Annotated in this window: 26 protein-coding genes, 2 tRNA genes and 1 pseudogene; 14 read left to right on the top strand and 15 right to left on the bottom strand. The window is 72.4% G+C overall.

Annotation, left to right across the window (positions count from 1 at the left end):
* Positions 1-65: 65 nt before the first annotated feature.
* Together AC1RNL_RS00225 and AC1RNL_RS00230 are read right to left on the bottom strand one after the other, a co-directional pair.
* Complete coding sequence (locus AC1RNL_RS00225) at positions 66-1,130, bottom strand: lipid II:glycine glycyltransferase FemX (protein WP_146355413.1); 1,065 nt, start codon at positions 1,128-1,130, stop codon at positions 66-68.
* A gap of 145 nt (positions 1,131-1,275) precedes the next feature.
* On the bottom strand, positions 1,276-1,797 hold the full coding sequence (locus tag AC1RNL_RS00230) for an AAA family ATPase (RefSeq protein WP_281439982.1): 522 nt from the start codon (positions 1,795-1,797) through the stop codon (positions 1,276-1,278).
* 318 nt (positions 1,798-2,115) lie between these two features.
* Between AC1RNL_RS00230 and AC1RNL_RS00235 the strand changes: the two are divergent.
* Both AC1RNL_RS00235 and AC1RNL_RS00240 read left to right on the top strand, forming a co-directional pair.
* Positions 2,116-2,292 (top strand): annotated as a pseudogene (locus tag AC1RNL_RS00235) (IS481 family transposase); the annotation flags it as partial.
* Positions 2,293-2,311: 19 nt separating this feature from the next.
* Positions 2,312-2,503: a hypothetical protein gene (locus AC1RNL_RS00240; RefSeq protein WP_128188579.1), complete on the top strand. Its 192-nt coding sequence runs from the start codon at positions 2,312-2,314 to the stop codon at positions 2,501-2,503.
* Between the two features lie 47 nt (positions 2,504-2,550).
* Here AC1RNL_RS00240 and AC1RNL_RS00245 read toward each other — a convergent pair.
* Positions 2,551-2,622: transfer RNA gene (locus AC1RNL_RS00245), tRNA-Arg, on the bottom strand.
* A gap of 100 nt (positions 2,623-2,722) precedes the next feature.
* Between AC1RNL_RS00245 and AC1RNL_RS00250 the strand changes: the two genes are divergently transcribed.
* The 3 genes from AC1RNL_RS00250 (at position 2,723) to AC1RNL_RS00260 (ending at position 4,803) form a co-directional block, all read left to right on the top strand.
* Entirely contained in the window at positions 2,723-3,142 is a 420-nt protein-coding gene (locus AC1RNL_RS00250) for a DUF6153 family protein (RefSeq protein WP_246990471.1), read from the top strand.
* Positions 3,143-3,239: 97 nt separating this feature from the next.
* Positions 3,240-3,845, top strand: a complete 606-nt coding sequence (locus AC1RNL_RS00255) for a DUF305 domain-containing protein (protein WP_128188577.1) — start codon at positions 3,240-3,242, stop codon at positions 3,843-3,845.
* 103 nt (positions 3,846-3,948) lie between these two features.
* Positions 3,949-4,803 carry a WD40/YVTN/BNR-like repeat-containing protein gene (locus tag AC1RNL_RS00260; protein ID WP_128188576.1) on the top strand — a complete coding sequence of 285 codons (855 nt, stop codon included), beginning with the start codon at positions 3,949-3,951 and terminating at the stop codon, positions 4,801-4,803.
* Here the strand turns inward: AC1RNL_RS00260 and AC1RNL_RS00265 are convergent.
* The 4 genes from AC1RNL_RS00265 to AC1RNL_RS00280 all read right to left on the bottom strand — a co-directional run bounded on the left by AC1RNL_RS00265 (position 4,800) and on the right by AC1RNL_RS00280 (position 8,791).
* Entirely contained in the window at positions 4,800-6,074 is a 1,275-nt protein-coding gene (locus AC1RNL_RS00265; protein WP_246990469.1) for a heavy metal translocating P-type ATPase, read from the bottom strand. The two genes, AC1RNL_RS00260 and AC1RNL_RS00265, sit on opposite strands and share 4 nt — an antisense overlap.
* A gap of 212 nt (positions 6,075-6,286) precedes the next feature.
* Positions 6,287-7,078 (bottom strand): NlpC/P60 family protein, encoded by a 792-nt coding sequence (locus AC1RNL_RS00270; RefSeq protein WP_146355419.1) that lies wholly within the window; start codon positions 7,076-7,078, stop codon positions 6,287-6,289.
* A 99-nt stretch (positions 7,079-7,177) separates the two neighbouring features.
* Entirely contained in the window at positions 7,178-7,975 is a 798-nt protein-coding gene (locus AC1RNL_RS00275; protein WP_492934107.1) for a C40 family peptidase, read from the bottom strand.
* A gap of 144 nt (positions 7,976-8,119) precedes the next feature.
* Complete coding sequence (locus tag AC1RNL_RS00280) at positions 8,120-8,791, bottom strand: iron-dependent transcriptional repressor DtxR (RefSeq protein WP_246990465.1); 672 nt, start codon at positions 8,789-8,791, stop codon at positions 8,120-8,122.
* 80 nt (positions 8,792-8,871) lie between these two features.
* On the opposite strand from AC1RNL_RS00280, the gene serC reads away from it, so the two are divergent.
* Positions 8,872-9,972, top strand: a complete 1,101-nt coding sequence (gene serC / locus AC1RNL_RS00285) for a phosphoserine transaminase (RefSeq protein ID WP_128188571.1) — start codon at positions 8,872-8,874, stop codon at positions 9,970-9,972.
* Here the strand turns inward: serC and AC1RNL_RS00290 are convergent, their stop codons facing one another.
* Complete coding sequence (locus AC1RNL_RS00290) at positions 9,973-10,500, bottom strand: DUF3027 domain-containing protein (protein ID WP_400531512.1); 528 nt, start codon at positions 10,498-10,500, stop codon at positions 9,973-9,975. It abuts the gene before it with no gap.
* The gene (locus AC1RNL_RS00295; protein ID WP_146355429.1) at positions 10,484-10,858 is read right to left on the bottom strand and encodes a cold-shock protein; all 375 of its coding nucleotides are present in this window, start codon (positions 10,856-10,858) and stop codon (positions 10,484-10,486) included. Before AC1RNL_RS00295 ends, AC1RNL_RS00290 begins: the two co-directional genes overlap by 17 nt.
* Positions 10,859-10,953: 95 nt before the next feature.
* On the opposite strand from AC1RNL_RS00295, the gene AC1RNL_RS00300 reads away from it, so the two are divergent.
* The 6 genes from AC1RNL_RS00300 (at position 10,954) to AC1RNL_RS00325 (ending at position 17,343) form a co-directional block, all read left to right on the top strand.
* On the top strand, positions 10,954-11,265 hold the full coding sequence (locus tag AC1RNL_RS00300; RefSeq protein WP_492934108.1) for a hypothetical protein: 312 nt from the start codon (positions 10,954-10,956) through the stop codon (positions 11,263-11,265).
* On the top strand, positions 11,265-12,941 hold the full coding sequence (locus AC1RNL_RS00305; RefSeq protein WP_492934109.1) for a helicase-associated domain-containing protein: 1,677 nt from the start codon (positions 11,265-11,267) through the stop codon (positions 12,939-12,941). Before AC1RNL_RS00300 ends, AC1RNL_RS00305 begins: the two co-directional genes overlap by 1 nt.
* 25 nt (positions 12,942-12,966) lie before the next feature.
* Positions 12,967-14,619 (top strand): DNA repair helicase XPB, encoded by a 1,653-nt coding sequence (locus AC1RNL_RS00310; RefSeq protein ID WP_128188568.1) that lies wholly within the window; start codon positions 12,967-12,969, stop codon positions 14,617-14,619.
* Between the two features lie 64 nt (positions 14,620-14,683).
* Positions 14,684-15,379 carry a response regulator transcription factor gene (locus tag AC1RNL_RS00315; RefSeq protein WP_128188567.1) on the top strand — a complete coding sequence of 232 codons (696 nt, stop codon included), beginning with the start codon at positions 14,684-14,686 and terminating at the stop codon, positions 15,377-15,379.
* Positions 15,380-16,990: a sensor histidine kinase gene (locus AC1RNL_RS00320; RefSeq protein WP_492934110.1), complete on the top strand. Its 1,611-nt coding sequence runs from the start codon at positions 15,380-15,382 to the stop codon at positions 16,988-16,990.
* 62 nt (positions 16,991-17,052) lie between these two features.
* Positions 17,053-17,343: a WXG100 family type VII secretion target gene (locus tag AC1RNL_RS00325; protein ID WP_128188566.1), complete on the top strand. Its 291-nt coding sequence runs from the start codon at positions 17,053-17,055 to the stop codon at positions 17,341-17,343.
* Positions 17,344-17,602: 259 nt separating this feature from the next.
* On the opposite strand, the gene groL is transcribed toward AC1RNL_RS00325, so the two are convergent.
* The 3 genes from groL to AC1RNL_RS00340 all read right to left on the bottom strand — a co-directional run bounded on the left by groL (position 17,603) and on the right by AC1RNL_RS00340 (position 20,225).
* The gene (gene groL, locus AC1RNL_RS00330) at positions 17,603-19,222 is read right to left on the bottom strand and encodes a chaperonin GroEL (protein WP_128188565.1); all 1,620 of its coding nucleotides are present in this window, start codon (positions 19,220-19,222) and stop codon (positions 17,603-17,605) included.
* Between the two features lie 110 nt (positions 19,223-19,332).
* Complete coding sequence (locus AC1RNL_RS00335; protein WP_492934111.1) at positions 19,333-19,875, bottom strand: LytR C-terminal domain-containing protein; 543 nt, start codon at positions 19,873-19,875, stop codon at positions 19,333-19,335.
* Positions 19,872-20,225, bottom strand: a complete 354-nt coding sequence (locus AC1RNL_RS00340) for a DUF3263 domain-containing protein (RefSeq protein ID WP_492934112.1) — start codon at positions 20,223-20,225, stop codon at positions 19,872-19,874. Before AC1RNL_RS00340 ends, AC1RNL_RS00335 begins: the two co-directional genes overlap by 4 nt.
* Positions 20,226-20,298: 73 nt before the next feature.
* Between AC1RNL_RS00340 and msrB the strand changes: the two genes are divergently transcribed.
* Positions 20,299-20,697, top strand: a complete 399-nt coding sequence (gene msrB, locus AC1RNL_RS00345; RefSeq protein WP_128188562.1) for a peptide-methionine (R)-S-oxide reductase MsrB — start codon at positions 20,299-20,301, stop codon at positions 20,695-20,697.
* On the opposite strand, the gene AC1RNL_RS00350 is transcribed toward msrB, so the two are convergent.
* Positions 20,681-21,664: a DMT family transporter gene (locus AC1RNL_RS00350; protein WP_310121821.1), complete on the bottom strand. Its 984-nt coding sequence runs from the start codon at positions 21,662-21,664 to the stop codon at positions 20,681-20,683. The two genes, msrB and AC1RNL_RS00350, sit on opposite strands and share 17 nt — an antisense overlap.
* Positions 21,665-21,712: 48 nt before the next feature.
* Here AC1RNL_RS00350 and AC1RNL_RS00355 point away from each other — a divergent pair.
* Positions 21,713-21,784: transfer RNA gene (locus AC1RNL_RS00355), tRNA-Thr, on the top strand.
* 36 nt (positions 21,785-21,820) lie between these two features.
* Here AC1RNL_RS00355 and AC1RNL_RS00360 read toward each other — a convergent pair.
* Together AC1RNL_RS00360 and AC1RNL_RS00365 are read right to left on the bottom strand one after the other, a co-directional pair.
* Positions 21,821-22,810 (bottom strand): DsbA family protein, encoded by a 990-nt coding sequence (locus tag AC1RNL_RS00360; RefSeq protein ID WP_492934113.1) that lies wholly within the window; start codon positions 22,808-22,810, stop codon positions 21,821-21,823.
* Positions 22,810-23,694, bottom strand: a complete 885-nt coding sequence (locus AC1RNL_RS00365; RefSeq protein ID WP_128188559.1) for a DsbA family protein — start codon at positions 23,692-23,694, stop codon at positions 22,810-22,812. Before AC1RNL_RS00365 ends, AC1RNL_RS00360 begins: the two co-directional genes overlap by 1 nt.
* Between the last annotated feature and the right edge of the window lie 173 nt (positions 23,695-23,867).

Genomic DNA, 23,867 nt, shown 5'->3' on the forward strand with positions numbered 1-23,867 from the left:
CCCTGGCGAGTCCTCGTGGACGCGCCAGGGCAGTCGAGCGCAGGCGTCGGGACGAGCCGCGCCGCTCAGAACCAGGCGTCGCCCGTGCGGCGGGTGTAGACGGCGCGCAGCCAGCGGCCCGCCTTCTGCCACAGCGCGTAGCGGCCGGTGAGCGGCAGCTCGAAGGTGGGCATGTACGTGACCGGCTCCGCCGCCCATGCGGTCTTGAAGGTGTAGAGGCCGCGGATGTCGCTCGTCTCCCACTCGGCCGGGTCGGGGATGTTCGCGAGCTCGTAGAGCGTGACGCCCTGCGCGTGCAGGTCCTGCATGATCTTCCACTGCATGAGGTAGGGCGCGAAGATCTTCGCGTTCTCGCGGATGCTGCCGGCGTCCTTGTACCAGGCTGTGTCGCCGAAGCGCATGACGAACGCCATCGACTGCACCTCGCCCTGGTAGTGCGCGACGTAGAAGTGGCCCTGGCCGACGGTCTTGTAGACGTCCCAGATGCGCTGGAAGTACTCGGGGTGGCGGAAGTAGCCGCCCGAGCGCTCCTTCGTCTCGCCGATGAGCCGGTGCATCTCGGCCTCGTGCTCGGGCGTCATCGCCACCTTCTCGACCGTCACGCCGAACTTGTTCTCGGCGGCGCGGTACGAGTTGCGGGCGCGCTTCTTGAAGCGCGCGGCGACCTCGTCGAGCGTGCCGGTGAGGTCGACGGCGACCGCGTGCTGGTACTGGCTCGAGGCGGCTCGCACCCAGCCGTTGCGCTCGAACGCGGCGATGAGCTCGGGGTCCTCCGCCTGGAACGTCTCCATCTTCAGGCCGAACCAGCGCTTGGGGTAGGCCTTGGCCCGGGCGGTGATCGCGTCGACGGCCGCGGCGTCGATGCCGGCCACGCGCGGCAGGAAGAGGATGCGGCCGGCAAGCGGCACGCTGCGCTCGAAGAGCTGGATCGGGAGAGGCCGCTCGCCGCCGGCGACCGGCACGGTCACGACGTCGCGGAGCGCCCGCCACGGGCTCTCCTCACGGGTGCGGGCCCACGCATCCGACTGCATGTAGTGGGCGCGTGGCTGCCCCTCGAGCACCTGCGCGTCCCACGCGGCCCCGTCGGTGGCCTTCGCGGGCCTCGGCTCGGCCGCAGCGGTGATGCTCATGCGCTCGCTCTCGTCGTGGGACTGCCTGGATGATCCGCTCGGGCGGCCCGGTCCCGGGCTCGCCGGAGCGGCGGATGCACGGGGCCGCGCATGCGTGGCCCGTCGCGCTCGATGCTACCGGCGTGCGGAGCGAGGGCATGCGCAGCTAGAGCCGATCGAGGATGAACGCGACGCGATCCGCCGGGCTGAGCACGGGCACGGTCACCACCGGGCTCGGGAGTTCGCGGTACACCTCCGTGAGCAGGGCATGGATCCGGGACTGGGCTGCGGCATCCTCGATGCGAGCGTAGTCAGGGGCGAGCGGCAGCAGGTCGAGGATGAAGACCTTCCGATACGACACCCGTGGGAGCGCGTCGAGCAGTTGGGCGTGGGGCTCCAGATCGAGGAATCGATGGTAGGCCAGCGAGTCAGGGAGGGCGCGGTCGAGGAAGACGGTCTCATCGGGGTCGAGGCTCGCCTCCTGCTCGAGCTGCATGGCGAAGACGCCGCACTGGAACTCGCGCTGCCGCCCGCGCACTTCCTCGACGCTCCTGCCCTCGATCCGCTGGAGGTCGATGTAGTGACGGGCGTGCTCGACGGTCGTGGCGTAGCCGCGCTCATGCAGCAGGTTCACCGTCGTGGTCTTCCCCGAGCTCGGCCCGCCGGTGATGACGTACCAGTTGCTCATGTCGCCCCTTTCACCCGGCCGGCGCCGGGACTAGCGTCATCGACGAGCACCGTACACCGATGCAGGCGCGGACCCGGCGCTGGCGGTGTGGCTGACATCGCTCACCGTGTCTCGAGGACAGGCGGGAGCTGCCTGCGCGGCTGACAGGAGGACTGGGACGGGATGGATGCAGTGGTCTAGAGGTCTTCGAGCACGAGCTCTGCGTCCGGACGAGCCACCTCCGGCCGCGGCGGACGCTCGCCGATGCCCGGTTGGGCGCCCGCGCACGCGGGCCAGCCCCCCTCCCCCCCTGCGACGGGAGCCGCCTGTCTCGATGAGCACGGCGCGCCCGCCTCGACGCTGACCGACAACGGTCGCGTCTTCACCGCCCGCCTCGGCGGCGGCCGCAACGCCCTCGAGTACGTGCTGCCGCTGCTGGGCGTCCGGCAGAAGAACGGCAAACCCGGCCATCCGCAGATGCAAGGCAAGATCGAACGCTTCCGCACCAGCTACAAGCCTCCGCCGAGCTGGCCGCATGCACCACCTCGCCATCGGCGCAGCCCACCGAGGCCGACGCATCCTCGCCCTCATCGACGACACCACCGCCACCGTCATCGACCTCGACACAGGCGAGATCCTCGCCACCAACACCATCGACCCGGCACGCAGCTACTGGCGCAACACGAGAAGAGCCCCCGGCCGATGGCCAGGGGCTCTCTCTTCGTGACACATGTCGCGACTCAGGTGAGACCTATGTCGCGACTCATCACAGCGTGCCCCTGGAGGGACTCGAACCCCCAACCAGCTCCTTAGGACGGAGATGCTCTTCCATTGAGCTACAGAGGCCAGGCTCACCGAGCCTATCGCGGCACCACGGTGCCGCAGGACTGGTGCACAGGGATCACCCCGACTCGGCGACTATCCTCGAAGAGGAGAGGGGGCGGACATGGGCGCTAGCGGCATCGTCGCGAGACGGTTGCTCCTGCGCTGGCTCCCGGTGGCGGTCCTCCTCGTCGCCGCCCTGACCATCGGCCTGCTCGGGATGCACACGGTCAGCGGCCCCGACGGCCACCGCCCGGCCGTCTCCGATGCGTTGCCGCTGGCGGCATCGGGAGCGCCGACACTCCCGGAGCACGCGCAGGCGCAACCGTGCGAGTGCGCCGCTCCGTCGCCTGATCACTCGTCGGTGCTGATGTCCTGCGTGCTCGCCCTCCTCGCGGGGCTGCTCGTCGTGACCCCTCGCCGATGGACCGGAGCCCTCACCATCCCGTTGACGCGCGGCGGCGCGATGCTCGAGCATGACCCGGGCGCGATTCCCCGTCCACGGCCTCCCTCATTGATCTTCCTCTCGATCAGTCGGACCTGATACGGGCAGCACCGCGCCGGATGCGTCCGGTACGCCGCCGCGTCCTGTGGGACGCGAGACCCATCTGCAATCCGAATGATCGAAGGACAGAATGACTATGAAGAAGCACTTCCGCACCATGACCATCGCTTCCGGCCTCATCGCATCCGCTGTGATCCTGGCTGGATGCTCGACCCAGGGGGGAACGGCCGCAGGCACCTCCGAGAGCCCGGGTGCCAGCACCTCTGCAGAAGCATCCGCCGACTTCAACTCGGCAGACGAGATGTTCGTCACCATGATGATCCCTCACCACGAGCAGGCGGTCGAGATGGCCGATGTCGTGCTGGACAAGAACGGCGTCGACCCGCGCGTGCTGGACCTCGCGCAGCAGATCAAGGACGCACAGGGTCCCGAGATCGAGACGATGCGGGGCTGGCTCGAGGCATGGGGCATCGAGTACGAGGACAGCTCGATGGGCGGCATGGATCACGGCGACGGCATGATGACCGATGACGACATGCGCCAGCTCGAGGATGCCGAGGGTGCAGAGGCGAGCCGCCTGTTCCTCGAGCAGATGGTCGTGCACCACGAAGGAGCAGTGGAGATGGCCGAGGTGGAGGTGGAGACGGGGCAGAACGCGGAGGCGGTCGCCCTGGCCGAGCAGGTGATCGAGGACCAGACCTCGGAGATCGAGACGATGCAGGAGCTGCTCGAGCAGCTCTGACCTTGACCGGCACGGGGAGGCCTGCGGCTGCGCGCCCGGGCCCGGGCCTCCCCATGCCGGCACCGACCCGACCCCTGGTTCGACACCCCTGGAGGCACCGACGATGAAGACCCCCCGCTCGCGAGCGCTCCTCGCCATTCCTGTGCTCGCGCTCATGCTCGCCGGGTGCGCCCAGGAGCCCGCTCCGGACGCAGCCGCAGCTCCGCTGCACGACGATCCGTTCGCACACGTCCACGGCATCGGCGTGCTCCCGGGCGACCCCGACATCCTCGTCGCCAGCCACGCAGGCGTCTACCGCGTCGACTCCGCCGGCGAGGCGGAGGGGCCGCTCGGAGGCGAGGACTTCGACGCCATGGGCTTCACCGTCGCCGGCGGCACCCTCTTCGCCTCAGGGCATCCGGGAGCCGCGACGTCTCCCGAGCTCGGCGCTCCCAATCTGGGGATCGTGCGCAGCGTCGACGGAGCGGCGACGTGGGAGCCCGTCGCGCGGACGGGGGTCGAGGACTTCCACGTGCTCACCGGCGGCCCCGACGGCAGCCTCTTCGGGATCGGCTCATCGTCGCCCAGCGTGCAGGCGAGCAGCGATGCCGGCACCACCTGGACCGCCGGGGCAGTGCTGGCAGCCGCTGACCTCGCCGTCGGCGCGGGCGACGAGCTCTACGCGGCGACCGAGGACGGCCTGCAGGTCAGCGTGGACGGTGCTGCGACGTTCGCTCCGGTGCCCGACGCGCCGCTGCTGTTCCAGATCGCCGCCGGCGCCGACGGCACGCTCGTCGGCGCGGGCATCGACGGCCAGCTCTGGCGCGCGCAGGACGGCCGCTGGACGGGCGGCGAGCGCTTCAGCGGCGCGCTGCAGGCACTCGCCGTCGGTGAGGGAGGCTCGCTGCTGCTCGTCGACGACCGCGGCCTGGTGCGCATCGATGCGAACGGCGCCGACGTGATCCGTCCCGCCGGCTAGGTTCGGCGACCGACGCTCACGCGGGTTGCGGCTGCACCGCGTCTGAGCTGTCGCGCCCGACGCCGTACGAGAACTCGCGAGCCTGCCCGGCATCGAGCGGTGCTGCGACGCCAGACACCCGTACTCGGATGGGTGGAGCCGATCCCGGGTGCGAGCGCAGCCTCGCACGGTCGCTGCACGAGCTGCACGATCTGCGCCAGCGCTGTATCGGCGCCGATCCTGGTCGCACGCACCCGCAGCGTGCCCACGGTGTTCACCGTCGCTCCGATCACCTCGGATCCGGGCTCCTTGGCCACGGGCATGGACTCGCCCGTCACCATCGACTCGTCGACCTCGGAGACGCCCTCCTCGACGTCGCCGTCGGTCGGGATCTTCGCCCCGGGCCGCACCAGCATGAGATCACCGGGCATGACCTCGGACGTGGAGACCTCCACCTCGACGCCGTCTCGGATGACGACCGCCCGTGGCGGCGCGAGCTCCAGCAGCCGGCGGATCGCGTCGTTCGCCCCGCCTCGGGCGCGCATCTCGACCCAGTGGCCGAGGAGCACGAAGGTCGCGAGCACGGATGCCGCCTCGTAGAAGACCTCGCCGCCGCCCGTGAGCGTGACCACCAGGCTGTACAGCCAGCCCGCACCCACGCCGACGGCTACCAGGACCATCATGTCGAGGGTCCGCTCGCGCAGCGCTCGCCAAGCACCGTCGAAGAAGATCCAGGCGGCGTAGAAGATCACCGGCAGCGAGAGGATCAGCGCGAAGACGTCGTCGCGAAGCCCGAACGGGGCCGGGATCGCGAACCCCAGCACCTCCCGACCGATCGGCGACCAGAGCGTGATGGGGATCGAGAGCAGCGCGGCGACCACGAAGCGGTTGCGCATGTCGCGCGTCATCGCCGCCATGGACATGTCGGCGTTGTGGCCTCCATGTCCCATGACATCCTGCGCGGACGGCGCAGCCTCCTGCTGTCGGCTGCCGTGGTCGATCAGGGCCGACGGTCCCTCGTTCCCGCCGTGCATGGCGGCGACTGGATCGCAGATGTGGTCCGGCACGGACTGCCCCGAGCAGTGATAGCCGCACTCGATCACCCAGTCGCGGAGCTGCCCGACGCTGGTGACTCGGGGGTCGTAGGTGACGTTGGCGGTCTGCGCGACCGGGTTGGCGTCGACGGCGACCACCCCCGGCCGGCGCAGCAGCGCGGCTTCAGCGACGGACTTCGAGGACGCCCAATGCACCCCGCTGACCTCGAGGACGACGGTGCTCGGCTCGGCGGTCACCGGGCCCACCGCGGACGAGCGTCGATCGCAGCGCGTCGAATCGGACGATCGAGCTGATCCTGCACCAGCGAGCGCGGCATCGGCATGGGCGGCCTCCTGTCCGAGACCATGCTCACCGTGTTCCGGAGGCGCGTGCACGGGCCTCCTTCTGCTGCATGGGCTGCACCCGGAGGATCGCGAGGCTCGTCCTCACAGCGCTTCGTCGTGCAGGGTCAGGTGATGTCGATGAACACCGGTGCCGTACCGCCGATGTTGACGCCTGCGACGACCGTGTTGTAGCCCGACCAGCCGCCGTGCACGGCCTGGCCACCACCGATGTAGATGGCGATGTGCGCGCGTCCCACGCCGCCGTCGGCGTAGTAGATGACGTCGCCGGGCGAAGCCTGGGACATCGGGATGGTCGGGCCGAGGTTGAACAGCGAGCCCATGCCCGAGTACGGGAGCCCCGCAGCGCCGATGGCCTTGCGCACGAGCTGCACGCAGTCCTGCGAGACGCCGACCTGTGCGAGCGCGGTGTTGGCGATGACGCTGCCGGACGCCCCGGCCGACACCGCGGCGGACGGCGCGCTGGAAGCGGGCGAGGAGGAGGCTCCTCCCGCCGTGCCCCCAGCGGTCGCCTGCTCGGCATCCTGCTGCTGGGCCTGCTGCTCCTGCTCAGCCTGCTGACGCTCCAGCTCGGCCTGCGCCGCAGCCTCGAGCTCCGCTCGGATCTGCTCGAGCTCCTCCGCCGTCGTGGCCTGCACGTCGAGACGAGCCTCGAGGCCGGGGCCCCCTGCCGTCACGACGCCCGAGACCGACTGTGCGTCCTGCGCGACGATGGACGAGTACGAATCGGAGGCGTCGGCGTTGGAGCTCGACGCGAAGGCGGGGAGGGCGAGGGGCGTGGCGAGTGCCGCAGCGACAGCGATCACGCCCACACGACGGGCGTTGCGCACCACCGACGCGCGGGTGAAGCGCTTCTTGTCGGTGGACTCGAAGCCGGTCATCTCGGTTGAGGTCGTCACAGGCTGATACTCCAAAAATCTCGGTGGAACGAAGCGCCGACAGGCGGCACTTCGACCCACGTTACCAAATCGTTATCGTTTTGTCACCCGACGTGCAGGTCAGCCGAACCGGCGGACCTCGGGCGTGCCGAACGCCGCGACCATGGCCGCATAGTTCGAGTACTTCACCGGCTTGCCGCTCGTCGCGGCATGCACGATCTGCCCACCTCCGACGAACACGGCGACGTGCCCGTTCCACACCAGGAGGTCACCGGGAGCGACCTGCGACGCCGGCACCGGAGTGCCGTAGCCGGCCTGGGCGTTGGACGAGTGCGGCAGGTAGTGCCCTGCCTGCCCGTACACCCACACCGTGAAGCCGGAGCAGTCGAAGCCCGTCGAAGGGCTCGAGCCGCCCCAGACGTAGGGCACGCCGAGCTGCGACTGCGCGATCGCGGCGATCGAGCCGTTGGCGGGGATGCTCGCCGCCGCAGGCGTGCTGACGGCCTCGCCGCCCGTCGCCGCAGCGGAGGCGACCTCCGCTGCCTGCTCCCGCGCCTCGGCCAGCTCGGCCTGGCGCGCCTCCTCGGCGGCGGCGGCGGCCTCCTGCAGCTCGGCGAGCTGCTCGGCGGTCGTGCCGGCGATGCCCTCGCGAGCGACGAGGTCGACGCGCGCGTCGGCGGCGACGGTGACGGTCTGCGAGTTCTCGGCGACGATGCTCGCGAGCTCGTCGGCGGAGAACTGCTCGCCCTGCGGCCCGAAGGCCGCCGCCGGCAGCGAGAGCGCGCCGACGAGGGCGGCCGCGATGCTGACCACGCCGACGCTCTTCACGCCGCGGCGGAGCGGCGCGAGCGCGCGCTCCCTCGGAGCAGGTCGTCCGGCCATCGGGACGGCGATGGCCGTCGAGTGCTGCTGATCCATGCTTCGGTGTTCCCCCAGATGCGTGCAGATCCCCGCACCACGGTGCAGGGCTGACGCGGCGAGACTAGCCGACCGTTACCAATCCGTCACAATCCGTCCACGCCCGTCGGCGAGCCTCTGAGGGGCCTGGACGAAGCCTGGACGTCACGCCTCGAGGTAGATGTGCTGCGCGAGCTCGACGGGCAGGTCGATCGCGGCGCCGCCGACCACGGAGAGGCGGATGCGCGGGCCGACGTCGGTCACGGCGACGCGCGCGCCGGGGACCACACCGGCCGCCTGCAGCTCGGCGAGCCCCTCGATGTCGTGCTGCACCGGCTCCCCGAGCCTGCGCACCACGTGCTCGCCCCGCGCATCCGTCGCCGGCACGACGCCCGCGAGGAACGCCTCGGCAGGCTCGAGCCCGAGCTCGGCGAGGCCCGGGATGGGCGTGCCGTACGGCGACTCTCGCGGGTTGCCGAGCAGCGCGAGCAGCCGGCGCTCGACCTGCTCGCTCATGACGTGCTCCCAGCGGCACGCCTCGTCGTGCACGAGGCTCCAGTCGAGCCCGATCACGTCGGCGAGCAGCCGCTCGGCGAGGCGGTGCTTGCGCAGCACGCGGATCGCGAGCGCGCGGCCCTCCTCGGTGAGCTCGAGGTGGCGGTCGGGGGCGACGACGACGAGGCCGTCGCGCTCCATGCGCGCGATGGTCTGCGACACCGTGGGGCCCGAGTGGTGCAGCCGCTCCGAGATGCGGGCGCGCAGGGGCGTGATGCCCTCCTCCTCGAGATCGAGGATCGTGCGGAGGTACATCTCTGTCGTGTCGACGAGATCCGTCACCCGCAGCTCCCGCTTCCTTCGCCCCGTCCGCCAGCCATCCGGCTCCACCCTATTGTCGCCGCGCTCGTAGGATCGTCAGCGTGAGCGACATCGTCATCCCCGCCGACCTCCTGCCCGCCGACGGACGATTCGGCTGCGGCCCGTCGAAGGTGCGGCCCGAGCAGGTCGCGCGCCTGCAGTCGAGCCTCGACCTGCTCGGCACGAGCCACCGGCAGGCGCCGGTGAAGGGTCTCGTGCGCTCGGTGCGCGAGGGGCTCGCCGAGCTCTTCTCGCTGCCCGACGGCTACGAGGTGCTGCTCGGCAACGGCGGCTCGACCGCCTTCTGGGACGCCGCGGCGTTCAGCCTCATCGAGCGCCGCTCCCACCACCTCACGTTCGGCGAGTTCGGCGCGAAGTTCGCGAAGGCCGCCGCCGCGCCGTGGCTCGAGGCGCCGAGCGTCGCGAGCGCCGAGCCCGGCTCGCGCCCGGCGCTCGAGGACGTCGAGGGCGTCGACGTCGTCGCCTACCCGCACAACGAGACCTCCACGGGCGTCTTCCACCCGGTCGTCCGGGGACAGGCGGATGCGCTCACGGTCGTCGACGCCACGAGTGCGGCGGGCGGCCTGGCCGTCGACGTCGCCGAGAGCGACCTCTACTACTTCGCGCCGCAGAAGAACTTCGCCGCCGACGGCGGCCTGTGGCTCGCGCTCGCCTCCCCGGCGGCGATCGAGCGCATCGAGCGGATCGGCGGCTCCGGCCGCTACATCCCGGAGTTCCTGTCGCTGCAGCAGGCGGTGACGAACTCCCGCCTCGACCAGACCCTCAACACGCCCGCGCTCGCGACGCTGCTGCTGCTCGACGAGCAGATCCGCTGGATGCTCGCCTCCGGCGGCCTCGACGCGATGGCTGCGCGCACGGCCGAGTCGGCGTCGACCCTGTACGCCTGGGCCGAGGCGCGCCCCGAGGCGACGCCGTTCGTCGCCGACCCGGCGCACCGCTCCGACGTCGTCGTCACGATCGACTTCGACGAGTCGGTCGATGCTGCCGCGCTCGCGAAGGCGCTGCGCGCCAACGGCGTGGTCGACACGGAGCCGTACCGCAAGCTCGGCCGCAACCAGCTGCGCGTCGCGAGCTTCGCCGCGATCGAGCCGGCCGACGTGCTGCAGCTGACCCGCTGCCTCGACTTCCTGCTCGAGCGCTAGTCAGCGGTCGGCGCCGGCGGCCTCGTCGTCGGCGTCGTCCGCCTCGTCGTCGTGGTCGCCGAGGTCGTGCTCATCGTCGATCGCGAAGTCGTCGTCGAAGTCGTCCTCCAGGTCGGCCTCGAGATCCGACTCCAGCTCCTCGTCGTCGACGAAGTCGTCGTCGTCCGCGCCCTCGGCGCCCGAGGCCTCCTTGGCCGCCAGGTAGTCGGCGAGCCGGTCGGCCCACGGCACCCAGGCGGGCGCGAGCAGGGAGCCCTCGCCGGGCAGCAGCGCCACCTCGAGCACGGTCGGGCCGCCCTCGAGGCCGCGCGAGAGCAGCACCGTCCACGACCAGTCGGGGTAGCCGCCGAGCGTCGAGGCGTGGCGGATCGCGAGCACGTGGTCGCCCTCGGCGAACGCGTCCTGCACCTCGCCCACGGCGCCCTTCGGCGCGACCTCGTCGAGCGCGGCGATGGCGAGCTCGAGCTCCTGGAGCGTCGGCGTCGCGGGCACGGGTGCGGGCGCGTCGGCTTCAGGCATCGAGGTCATCGGCGACCCTCCGGAGCATCTGCGCGACGGTCGAGCCGTGCGCGGCGCTCGGGTAGCGGCCGCGACGGAGGTCGTTGCCGATGGTGTCGAGCAGGCGCACGAGGTCCTCGACGATGATCGCCATGTCCTCCGTGTCGCGGCGGGCGGCCTTCACCGCGGCGCCGCCGACCGTGCGCAGCGAGAGCGCCTGCGGGCCGCGACGGCCCTCGGCGATGCCGTACTCGACCTTCGCGCCGGGCTTGATGACGACGCCCTCGGGCACCGCCGACGCGTGCAGGAACACCTCGACGCCGTCGTCCCCGGCGATGAAGCCGAAGCCCTTGGCCTCGTCGAAGAACTTCACCCTGCCCGTCGGCATGGCACCCTCCCCAGCGTCTGCACTGCGGCGCCCTGCCGCTTGCGCCCCAGCGTAGTCGGCGCCGGATGGGCGGATGACCGCGTTATCCTGGTCGGATGCCGAAGGCGAGCAGCAACCCGACGCAGCGCCCCAGGAAGCGGGAGCGCGGCACCGCGACCGAGGAGCGCTCCGCGCGCGGCCTCGCTGAGCGCGTGCTCGCGATCGGCGTCGTCGCCTTCGCCGCGATCGCCCTGCTCGGCTTCGCCGCCACCATGCTCCACGTCGGCCTCCGCGACTCGGTCGAGCTCTTCGCCGCCACGCTGTGGCAGTGGGCGTTCTGGCTGCCGCTCGTGGCGCTCCCGCTCATGATCGTCTGCCTCGTCGCCCTCGTGATCGTGAGCGCCGCCGGCAAGTCCCGCAGGCGCTGATGGACGTCGTCGCGCTCGCCGCCCGCATCCAGGCGATGCCCGACGACGCGCTCGACGCGCTCGTGGTCGAGCGGCAGGCGCCGCTGCAGCTCTCCTCCACGTTCGACCTCGCCGAGCACCTGCTGTCGGATGCGTCGATCGCGCAGGCGCTCCGGTGGCGGTCGGCGGCCGAGCTGGCCGCGCTCGCCGAGGGCGGCTCGACGCCGAGGCTCGAGGCGCTGCTGCTCGCGGTCGACGGCGTCGCGCTCGCGCCGGTGCGGGCCGCCGCGCGGGCGGCGCTCGAGGCCGCCGGCCTCGACGAGGCGGCCCCGCGCGCGAGCGAGCCCATCGAGAGCCCGACCGCGCCGCAGCTCGCGATCGACGAGGCGATCAAGGTCGCCGAGCTCGTGCACCGCATCGCCGACCACCCCGTCGTGCTCCGCAGCCGCTCCCAGCTGCCCGCGGCCGTCGCGCGCGACCTCGCCGAGGCGGTGGACGCCGACCCGGCGCAGCTCGAGGAGCGGCTCGAGCCCGCGCTCCTGGCCGGCCTCGTCGACCGCTCCGACGGGCGGCTGCGCGCCACCGTCGACGCCGACGCCTGGCTCGCCGCCCCCGTGCCCGACCGCTGGCTCGTGCTCGCGCAGGCCTGGCTCGCCGCCACCCCCGACGTGGAGGCGGTCGCGGGCGACCCGCGCACGGGCTTCCCGCTCGCCGGGGACGCCGAGCGCGCGGTGCGCGAGCGGCAGCACCGGCAGGCGCAGCGGCTCGGCATCGTCGATCGCGGCGCGCTCACGACGCTCGCCGCCGACCTCCAGGGCGGGCGCACCGCCGACGGCGAGCCGGCCGCCCGCGCCGCGCTCGCCGCCCACGTGCCGCCGGCCACCGCATCCGTCTACCTCCAGCCCGACCTGTCGGCCGTCGCGCCCGGGCCGCTCACGCCCGAGGTCGAGTCGCGCCTGCGCCGCATCGCCCGCATCGAGCGCGCCGGCATCGCCTCGCAGTGGCGCATCACGGCGCAGAGCATCACCGCGGGCCTTGCCGGCGGCGAGACCGCCGAGGGGCTGCTCGCCTTCCTCGCCGACGCCTCGCTCACGGGGCTCCCGCAGCCGGTCGCCTACCTCGTGCGCGACACCGCCGCCCGCTTCGGCAGCCTGCGCGTGCGCGCCGTCGACCCCGTCGCCGAGGGCGGCGCCCGCTCGCAGGCGCGCAGCGACGACGCGCAGCTCATCCGCACCATCGCCGTCGACCGGGCGCTCGCCGCGATCGGGCCCGCGCAGACCGGGCCCCACCGCGTGACCTTCCGCCCGAGCGCCGAGGAGGCGCTCGACGCTCTGCTCGACGAGCGCTACCCCGCGGTGCTCGAGGACGAGCGCGGCGAGCTCGTCGTGCGCGTGCCCGAGCGCGCCCCGCGGCGCGAGCGCGGGCAGCACCGGCTCGTGGCGCGGCTGCGCGACGCCGGCTTCGAGGTGGGCGAGCACGAGCGCGCCTGGCTCGAGCGGCAGCTGCAGACCGCGGTGCGCGAGCGCGTGCCGGTGCGGCTGACGCTCATGACCGCCACCGATCCGGTCGACATCGAGCTCGTGCCGCTCGCCGTCGCGAACGGCCGGCTCCGCGCGCGGGACGCGAACCGCGACGTCGAGCGCACCCTGCCGCTCAGCGCGATCACGAAGGTCGCGGGGCTGGGCGCGGCCAGGTAGCGCCGCCGCAGTAGGCTGGAACGCTATGGATCAGCCCGGCCCGCTCATCGTCCAGTCCGACAGGACTGTGCTGCTCGAAGTCGCCCACCCCGACGCCGCCGCCGCGAGGCAGGCGCTGCAGGTGTTCGCCGAGCTCGAGCGCGCGCCCGAGCACATCCACACCTACCGCGTCACGCGCCTCGGCCTGTGGAACGCGCGCGCCGCCGGCCACACCGCCGACGAGATCATCGGCACGCTCGACCGGCACGCGAAGTTCCCCGTGCCCGCCGGCGTCGCGCAGGACATCCGCGAGACGATCGGCCGCTACGGCCGCCTCGTCATCGAGCGCGACGACGAGGGGCTCGTGCTGCGCAGCCAGGACCGCCCGGTGCTCGAGGAGGTGCGGCGCTCGCGCAAGATCGCGCCGCTGCTCGGCGGCCCCGCCGGCGACGGCATCCGCGTCGTCGACTGGGCGCGCGGCGAGCTGAAGCAGGAGCTCGTGAAGCTCGGCTGGCCCGCCGAGGACCTCGCCGGCTACACGCCCGGCACCCCGCTCGAGATCGACCTCGTCGAGGACGGCTGGAGCATGCGGCCGTACCAGTCGGATGCGGTGACGCACTTCTCCGAGGCCGGCTCGGGCGTCGTCGTGCTCCCGTGCGGCGCGGGCAAGACGATCGTCGGCGCTGCGGCCATGGCCGCGACCGACACGACCACGCTCATCCTCGTCACGAACACCGTCTCGGCCAGGCAGTGGCGCAGCGAGCTGCTCGCCCGCACGAGCCTCACCGAGGACGAGATCGGCGAGTACTCCGGGCAGAGCAAGGAGATCAAGCCGGTCACGATCGCGACCTACCAGATCCTCACCGTCAAGCGCGGCGGCGAGTACGCCCACCTCGGCGTGCTCGACGCGCTCGACTGGGGCCTCATCGTCTACGACGAGGTGCACCTGCTGCCGGCCCCGGTCTTCAAGCTCACCGCCGACCTGCAGGCGCGCCGCCGCCTCGGCCTCACCGCGACGCTCGTGCGCGAGGACGGCCGCGAGTCCGACGTCTTCAGCCTCATCGGCCCGAAGCGGTTCGACGCGCCCTGGAAGGAGATCGAGCAGCAGGGCTTCATCGCGCCCGCCGCGTGCTTCGAGGTGCGCATCGACCTCGACGAGGACGCGCGGCTCGAGTACGCCGCGTCCACCGACCGCGACCGCTACCGGATCGCCGCCTCCAGCCCCCGCAAGATCCAGACCGTGCGGCGCATCCTCGACCAGCACCCCGACGAGCCGACGCTCGTGATCGGCCAGTACCTCGACCAGCTCGACGAGCTCGCGGCGGCGCTCGACGCGCCGCTCATCACCGGCGAGACACCGGTCTCCGAGCGCGAGCAGCTGTTCCAGGCGTTCCGCGACGGCAGCGAGCGGGTGCTCGTGGTGTCGAAGGTCGCCAACTTCTCGGTGGACCTGCCGGACGCGTCGCTCGCGGTGCAGGTCTCGGGCTCGTTCGGCTCCCGGCAGGAGGAGGCGCAGCGCCTCGGTCGCCTGCTGCGGCCGAAGGGCGGCCGCACCGCGAGCTTCTACACCGTCGTCGCGCGCGACACGGTCGACCAGGAGTTCGCGCTCGGCCGGCAGCGCTTCCTCGCCGAGCAGGGCTACGCCTACACGATCCTCGACGAGCACGACCTCGGCGTCGCCGACCACGCGGTCGTCTGACCGCACGTACCGACGTCCCACTGACTTTCAGGAAGCACTCAGCGGACGACCAGAGACTGAGCCCATGACCGAACCCAGCGCCAAGATCCTCGTCGTCGACGACGAGCCCCACATCCGCGACCTGCTGACCACGAGCCTGAGGTTCTCGGGCTTCGACGTGCGCGCCGTCGGCGCGGGCGCCGCCGCGATCTCGGCGGTGCTCGAGGACGAGCCCGACCTCATCCTGCTCGACGTGATGCTCCCCGACATCAGCGGCTTCGGCGTGACCAAGCGCCTCCGCGCATCGGGCTTCACCTCGCCCATCCTCTTCCTCACCGCGAAGGACGACACGGAGGACAAGATCACCGGCCTCACCGTCGGCGGCGACGACTACGTCACGAAGCCCTTCTCGCTCGACGAGATCATCGCGCGCATCAAGGCGATCCTCCGCCGCACCATGGCCGAGGCCGACGACGCCACCATCCACGTCGGCGACCTGGCGATGAACCAGGACACGCACGAGGTGACCGTGCGGGGCGCCGAGATCGAGCTCTCCCCCACGGAGTTCAAGCTGCTGCGCTACCTCATGCTCAACGCCAACCGCGTGCTGTCGAAGGCGCAGATCCTCGACCACGTCTGGGAGTACGACTTCAACGGCGACGTCGGCATCGTCGAGTCGTACATCTCGTACCTCCGCCGCAAGATCGACGACGGCAGCAGCGACCCGATGATCGTCACGAAGCGCGGCTTCGGCTACATGCTGAAGTCCCCCAAGGCGTAGGTGGTCGAGCGCCTCAGGAGCCTGCTCGGCCGCATGTCGCTGGCCGGGCGCATCAGCGCGCTGACGGTGCTCGTGATGGCGCTCGGCCTCGCGCTCGCGGGCGTCGGCACGCTCGCGATCATCCGCGACGCGCAGCTCGCCGAGCGCGACATCGAGATCGAGCAGGCGATGCGCGCGTTCACGAGCGAGCCGGTGACGCGCTCCGACTCGCCCGAGCAGTGCGACCTGGCGCAGCGCATGCCGAACACCTACTTCCTGGGCGTCGCCGACGCATCCGGCACCGTCCTGTGCGACAACAAGCTCCCGGGGCCGGCCAACCCCGACGTGAGCGGCATCGACATCGGCACGGTCGTCAGCGAGGAGGAGGCGTTCACCGTGCCGTCGATCGACGGCCAGACCCGGTGGCGGATGCTCGTGGCGCCGACGACCGTCGAGGGCTCGGGCGAGCTGCTGGTCTCGATCGTCGCCGCCGACATGACCTCGATCGAGACGTCGACGGCCACCTTCACGCTCGTGTTCGCCGGGTTCTCGGTGCTCGCGATCGTGCTGGGCGCGGCGCTCACGCGCATCCTCGCCGTCTCGACCCTGCGCGGCCTGCGCCGCGTCGCGTCGGAGGCGCAGCGCTTCGCCGACGGCGACTACGACACCCGCCTCACGGGCGAGCACCCGCACACCGAGGTGGGCTCGCTCCAGCAGTCGCTCAACGCCATGCTCGACCGCATCGAGGCCGCGATCGAGCAGCGCGACGAGTCGGTCGCGCAGATGCGGCAGTTCGTGGGCGACGCGAGCCACGAGCTGCGCACGCCGCTCGTGTCGGTGCGCGGCTACGCCGAGCTCTACCGGATGGGCGCGATCACGAAGCCCGAGGATGTCGGCAGCGCCATGGAGCGCATCGAGGGCGAGGCGAAGCGCATGGCGCGACTCGTGGAGGACCTCCTGCAGCTCGCGCGCCTCGACGAGCGCCGGCCGCTCGACCTGCAGCCGCTCGACCTCGTGCCGCTCGTCAACGACGCGGCGAGCGACACCCGCGTCGGCGCTCCCGAGCGGCACGTGCAGGTGCTGCCGGTCGACGCGGACGCGCTCGGCCCGGTCGCCGGCGCGGAGGACGACGCGCCGACCGCGCTCTTCACGCCGCCACCGCTCACGCCACCCGCGATCGTGCTCGGCGACGAGCTCTCGCTGCGGCAGGTGATCTCCAACCTGATCGGCAACGCGCTGCGCTACACGCCAGAGGGCAGCCCGATCGAGCTCGGCGTCGGCGTCGCGACGCGCCGCCGCGAGGCGATCGTGCTCGTCATCGACCACGGGCCCGGCGTGCCGGAGGACCTCCGCCACCGCATCTTCCAGCGCTTCTACCGCGCCGACCCGTCCCGCACCCGCGAGAGCGGCGGCAGCGGGCTGGGCCTCGCGATCGTGCGCGGCATCGTGCGCGCCCATCACGGGCGGGTCGACGTGGTCGACACCCCGGGCGGCGGCGCGACGTTCCGCGTCGCCATCCCGCTCGCCGACGACCGCGCCGTCATGGCGCTCAGCGAGCGGCTGCGCCCCGACGCGAGCACCACCACCGGCGGCGGCCGCGATCCACAGGTGCCGCTGCGCGGGCTCGCCTGAGGCGCCGAACTCCGTACGGTGTGCCCTCGAGCGCGGATGCGCCGCGCAGGAGAGAGGGCATCATGAGCAGGTTCGTCGTCGACGCCGACGCCATCCACGGCGCGCACGTGGCGGTGCGCGGCACCGCCTCGCGGCTGCAGTCCGAGGCCGCCGCCATGCACGGACAGCTGCAGGCGCTGCAGGACTCGTGGACGGGGCAGGCGTCCGTCGCGTTCCAGGGCGTGCTGCAGGACTGGCGCGCCACCCAGCTGCGGGTGGAGGAGTCGCTCGCGAGCATCAACGAGGCGCTCGCGCACGCCGGCAGGCAGTACGCGGAGGTGGAGCAGGGCAACGCGCGGATGTTCGCCGGCTGACCCTCGCTCCCCACCCGCTGGTCGAGCCGCGGCCGCAGGCCGCGAGTCGAGACCCCCGCCGCACGGCGCCCCGCTGGTCGAGCCGCGGCCGCAGGCCGCGAGTCGAGACCACGACCGCACGGCAAAGGGCCCCAGCATTGCTGCTGGGGCCCTTCGCTCTGACGGAGCTCCTGGGTCTCGATACGGCGGCCTGCGGCCGCCTACTCGACCCTGATGCCTCCGCGCTCAGGTCCGCTGCGCGGACCTGAGCGCTGCGGCATCAGAAGTCCATGCCACCCGTCGGGTCGGCCGGCATGGCCTGCGCCTTCTCGGGCTTGTCGGCGACGACGGCCTCCGTGGTGAGGAAGAGGCCGGCGATCGACGCGGCGTTGGCGAGCGCGGAGCGCGTCACCTTCACCGGGTCGGCGATGCCCGCGGCGAGCATGTCGACGTACTCGCCCGTGGCGGCGTTCAGGCCGTGGCCGACCGGGAGGCCGCGCACCTTCTCGGCGACGACGCCCGGCTCGAGGCCGGCGTTCAGCGCGATCTGCTTCAGCGGAGCGTCGACGGCCACGCGCACGATGTTCGCGCCCGTCGCCTCGTCGCCCGTGAGCTCGAGGCCCTCGAACGCCGTCTTCGCGGCCTGGATGAGGGCGACGCCACCACCGGCGACGATGCCCTCCTCGACGGCTGCCTTCGCGTTGCGCACGGCGTCCTCGATGCGGTGCTTGCGCTCCTTCAGCTCGACCTCGGTCGCGGCACCCGCCTTGATGACGGCCACGCCGCCGGCGAGCTTCGCGAGCCGCTCCTGCAGCTTCTCGCGGTCGTAGTCGCTGTCGGTGTTCTCGATCTCCGAGCGGATCTGGCGCACGCGACCGGCGATCGCGTCGGCCTCGCCGGCGCCCTCGACGATGGTCGTCTCGTCCTTCGTGATGACGACCTTGCGCGCACGGCCCAGCAGGTCGAGCGTGGCGTTCTCGAGCTTGAGGCCGACCTCCTCGGAGATCACCTGGCCGCCCGTGAGGATCGCCATGTCGGCGAGCATCGCCTTGCGGCGGTCGCCGAAGCCGGGGGCCTTGACGGCGACCGACTTGAAGATGCCGCGGATCTTGTTCACGACGAGCGTGGCCAGGGCCTCGCCCTCGACGTCCTCGGCGATGATGACGAGCTGCTTGCCCGCCTGGATCACCTTGTCGACGATCGGGAGCAGGTCCTTGATGTTCGAGATCTTCGAGTTGACGATCAGGATGTACGGGTCCTCGAAGACCGTCTCCTGGCGCTCGGGGTCCGTGACGAAGTACTGCGACAGGAAGCCCTTGTCGAAGCGCATGCCCTCGGTGAGCTCGAGCTCGGTGCCGAAGGTGTTCGACTCCTCGACGGTGACGACGCCCTCCTTGCCGACCTTGTCGATGGCCTCGGCGATGAGCTCGCCGATCTCCGGGTCGGCGGCCGAGATCGATGCCGTCGCGGCGATCTCCGCCTTGGTCTCGACCTCCTTGGCGTTGGCGAGCAGCTGCTCGCTCACCGCGGCGGTGGCCTTCTCGATGCCGCGCTTGAGGCTGATCGGGTCGGCGCCCGCAGCCACGTTGCGCAGGCCCTCGCGGACGAGCGCCTGAGCGAGCACGGTCGCCGTCGTCGTGCCGTCGCCGGCGACGTCGTCGGTCTTCTTCGCGACCTCCTTGACGAGCTCGGCGCCGATCTTCTCGAACGGCTCCTCGAGCTCGATCTCCTTGGCGATCGAGACGCCGTCGTTCGTGATGGTGGGGGCGCCCCACTTCTTCTCGAGCACGACGTTGCGGCCGCGCGGGCCGAGGGTCACCTTCACCGCGTCGGCGAGCGTGTTGAGTCCACGCTCCAGCCCGCGACGGGCCTCCTCGTTGAATGCGATCATCTTTGCCATTGCAGTTCGTCCCTCCTGGACGCTGTGGACGTTCAACTGGCACTCCGACGAAGGGAGTGCCAGTAGCCAAGTCTGGCACTCGACCCATGCGAGTGCAAGCCGCGCGAGGCTCAGGGCTCGGGCGCGTGCGAGACCTCGCTGTCGACGCCCGGCTCCGTGCTCGGCGCGGTGCCCACAGCATCCGTGCCGAGCACCACCGTGATGGGCGTGCCCGAGATGCGGCCGTCCGACTGCAGCGCCTCGCCGACCCCGAGCTGCTGGGCGATGCCGCGCGCGACCGGCTCGAGCTCGGGCGCGTCGAACCACACGACCGTGCGGTCGTCGCCGCCCGTGCTGCCGCCGGTCGCCACGACCGGCCAGCCGGCGTCCGCGAGCGCCTGGCCGACGCCCGCCGCGAAGGCGTGGTCGTCGCCGTCCTCGTCGAGCACGGTGATGGATGCGTCGAGCGCCGGGTCGATCTGGCTCGGGTCGGTCACCACGGCCGGCGCGGCCTCGGTCGGCACCGGCGCCTGCGGCCGGAGGCGGTCGAGCACGAAGAGGCCGACCGCCGTCAGCACGACGGCGACCGCGAGCGCGCCCAGCAGGATCGCCCAGCGCGGCCAGCTGCGCGTCGACGCCGATCGGTGGGCGCCGACCCGGTGCGGCCGGCTCACCGGCCCTCGCGCAGGCTGAGCAGCCGCCGCACGAGCATCGGATCGTGGCGCAGCGCCTCGGTCGTCTCGAGCACGCCGTCGAGCACCTGGTAGTAGCGGGTCGTCGTCCAGCCGAACTCGGCGCGGATCGCGCGCGCCTTCGCGCCGCCGTGGCTCGACCAGCCCGCCTCGAAGTCGAGGAGGCGGCGGATGCGCGCCTCGCGCGCCGCCTGCAGGTCGTGCGCCGACGCATCCGTCACCGCCGCCGGGCCCGGCGACGCGGGCTCGGTCTGCGAGTCCGCGGCCGCGAACGCGAGGGCGGCCGCCTCGTCGGCGGAGGCCTCCCTGCGCGGGCGAGGGTCGGTCGGCATGCCCTCGATCCTACGACCGGCGCAGGCGTCCGCTCACCGCGAAACGCGAGCCGGGCGGGCGTAGCATCGAGGCATGACCCCTTCGATCGATCGCTCCGACGCCGAGTGGCGCGAGGCCCTCTCCCCCGACGCCTACCGGGTGCTGCGCGAGGCCGGCACCGAGCGCCCCTGGACGGGCGCGCTGCTCGACGAGCAGCGGCAGGGCGTCTACGCGTGCGGCGCGTGCGGCAACGAGCTCTTCGACGACGAGACGAAGTTCGACTCCGGCTGCGGCTGGCCGAGCTTCTTCGACGCGCGCGACGACGCGGTCGAGCTCATCGAGGACCGCTCGCTCGGCATGGTGCGCACCGAGGTGCGCTGCGCGAAGTGCGGCAGCCACCTGGGCCACGTGTTCAAGGACGCGCCGCAGACCCCGACGGGCGACCGGTTCTGCATGAACTCGCTCGCGATGACCTTCACGCCCGAGGACTGACCCGGGGCCTCCTGCGCCGCATCGCCGAGACGGCGACCGCGACGATCGTGAGCGCGGCGCCGATGAGCGACCACACCGTCACCGGGTGACCGGCGGGCAGCAGCGCGTCGAGCAGGAGCGACGTGACGACCTGCCCGCAGATGACGCCGAGGCCCATCGTCAGCACCCCCAGGTGGTGCACCGCGACCGACATGAGCGCGATGAACATGATGCCGAGCAGCCCGCCGGCGTAGAGCCACGGCTCGGTCGGCAGCGGCTGCGCGGTGACGCCCGCGGCGGTCTGCACGAGCACGATCGCGCCGAGCGCGATGGTGCCGACCAGGAAGTTCGAGACCGTCTGCGCCATCGCTGAGCCCGAGCGGCGCTGCACGATGCCGCCGAACGCCTGCTGCACCGACTGCAGCAGGCCCGCGATGAACGGCAGCACGACGAGCCAGGCGCCCTCGAGCCGGCCTGCGCCGACGAGCGCCACCCCCACCGCGACGAGGGCGAGCAGCGCGCCGAGCACGCGCTGCGGCGTGATGTGCTTGCGCGCGAGCCCGCCGATGCCGAGGCGGTCGATGAGCAGGCCGCTGACGGTCTGGCCCGCGACGACCCCCACCGTGTAGAGCGCGACGCCGGTCGTGCCGACGACGAGGCCCTGCGTCGCCACGAGGAACGCGCCGAAGAGGCCCGTGGAGGCGAACCACCACGGCAGCGTGCCGTCGCGGAGCACGCCCACGAGTCGTCGCACGCCGGCGCGGATGCCGGGCGAGACGGCGAGGAGCGCCGCGAGCACCGCGAGCCCCACGCCGAACGAGATGAGCGCGGCGAGCATCCCGTGCTCCAGCCGGGCGCCGAGCTCGCCGTTGATGCGGCTCTGGATCGCGAGGCCGGTGCCGGCCGTGACGGAGGCGAGCACCCACAGCAGCCCGCCGAGGCCGGGCGCCGCGTCGCGCTGGGTGCTGGACGGGCGCAGTCGACTCACCGGTCAAGCCTAGAATGGCGGGGCGCCGCGGGCGAATCCGCCCGCCCGGCCTCCTTAGCTCAGTGGTAGAGCAACGCTCTTGTAAAGCGTAGGTCGTCAGTTCGATCCTGACAGGGGGCTCCCTCGCCCTGCGGTCCCATGCGGCGCGCGGCGCGCCTAGGAGGGCTGCTGCTCCGCCACGAAGGCGGCGAGCGCCGCGGGGTCGCTCACGTCGCCGGCGAAGGTGACGCCGTCGACGATCACCGTCGGCACCCCGCGCAGCGGCTCGACGCCCTGCAGCGGCTGCTCGATCGCACGCACGGTCGCCTGCCGCACCCACCACGCGAAGTCGGCGCCGTCGATGCACGCGCCCACGTCGGCGCCGTGCTCGGCGGCGAGCGCCGTCACCTCGCTCGCCTCGAACGGCCGCTCCTGCAGGTGGGCGACGAGCGCCGTCTGGAAGGGCCGGTACGCCTCGGGCGCGCCGTCCGCGACGCACGCGAGCGCGTTCGCCCCGAGCGTCGACGCGTAGCCGTTCTCGATCTGGTCGCCGAGCGACACCGGCAGGTACGCCACCCGGGCCTGCCCCGCATCCGCCATCGCCGTCAGCTGCTCGCCGCTCGCGGTCAGCAGCCGCGCGCAGTACTCGCACGACGCGTCGAGCACGACGAGGATGTCGTGCACCCCGGATGCCTCGGGCAGCGCCTCGGGGGCGCCGTCGGCGGGCACGGGGTCGGCTTCGATCGCGCCGCCCGCCTCGAAGGCGATGGCGTCAGCCATGTTCGCGGGCCCGTCGGCCGCTCCGAGCGTGACGATCTCGCCACCGAGCTCCTGCTGCAGCGCCTCGAGCGCCGGGTCGCGGATCACCCAGCGGCCCGACACCAGCACCGTCTGCTCCTGCAGCTGGCGCTGCGTGGCGATGGCCTGCGCGGCGTCGGCGTCGGCGGCGAGGATCAGCTCGGTGTCGGCGCCGCACGCGGCGACCACCGGGTCGTCCTCGGAGGCGCGGTACTGCTCCACCAGCTCGGCGCACTCGCCGCCGGCCTCGAGGTAGGCGGCGCCCAGCTCGCCGATCGTGGTGATCGGCGGCGGGGGCGTCGCGGCGCACCCTGCGAGCAGTGCGAGCGCGGCGACCGCGCCCCCTGCCAGCAGGGTGCGCAGGCGCATCAGCCCTCGCTCGGGGCGGGCGTCTCGGTCGGCTCGCCGCCCTGCTGGCCGGCGGCCGCGGTGACGAACGCCTGGAAGCCGGCGGCGTCGGCGGGCGAGCCCGGGTACTTCTGGCCGTTGACGATGACCGTCGGGGTACGGTCGGCGACCACGCCGTCGGTGCCCGGCAGCGGCTGCGTGCCGGCGCGCACGGTGGCGTCCTCGGCCCAGCTCATGAAGCGGCCCTCGTTGATGCAGTCGGCGAGGCCGCCCTCGGTGTCGATGCCGGCGCCCTGGGCGAGGCCGATGATCTCCTCGTTGGTGAGGCCCGCGGTCGACTCGGCCGGCTGGTTGTCGTACATGGCCGAGTTGAAGGCCCAGAACTGGTCGGGCGCGAACTCGGCGACGCAGCCGGCGGCCGACGCGGCGCGGGTCGAGAACTTCGTGCCGAGCGAGGCGCGGTCGAGGATCGTGATCGGGTGGATCTCGACGGTGGCGGCGCCCGTCTGCATGAGCTGCTCGAGCGTCGCGCGGTTGGCCTCGTCGAACGTGCCGCACACGGGGCACATGTAGTCCTGGTAGATCTCGATCTGCACGACGTCGTCGCGCGGCTCGGTCGGCGTCGGCTCGGCGTCGGCGGGCGTCGCGGCGGTTCGCTCGGCGACGAAGTCCTGGCCGATGACGATGCCGTTCGAGGCCATGTTCTCGGGGCCGGGGCCGGCGGGCCGGATGCTGTTGACGATCACGACGGCCACGATCGCCACGATCGCCACTGCGGCGACGATGATGCCGCCCACGGTGAGGCCCTTCTTCAGGCGTTCGCGCCGCTGGCGCTCCTCCTGCATCTTGCGGGCCTGCTCCCGCGCCTGGGCGCGACGCTCGTTCTTCGTCAGCTTCTCGGTCATGCGTCCTGTCCTGGGGTCGGCCGGGATGTGTCGGCGGTCGGCGCTGAGGGATCGCACCGTCCTCTAGGGTACCGGGCCGCTGACGTGCCAGGATGTCCCTGCGGGCGATGCCGCCCGTCCTCACCACTACGGATCGTCCGGCACGTCCCTGCCGGTGGAAAGGAAGCACGACG

The organism is Agrococcus sp. GW821-FHT14H11 (genome assembly GCF_058803545.1).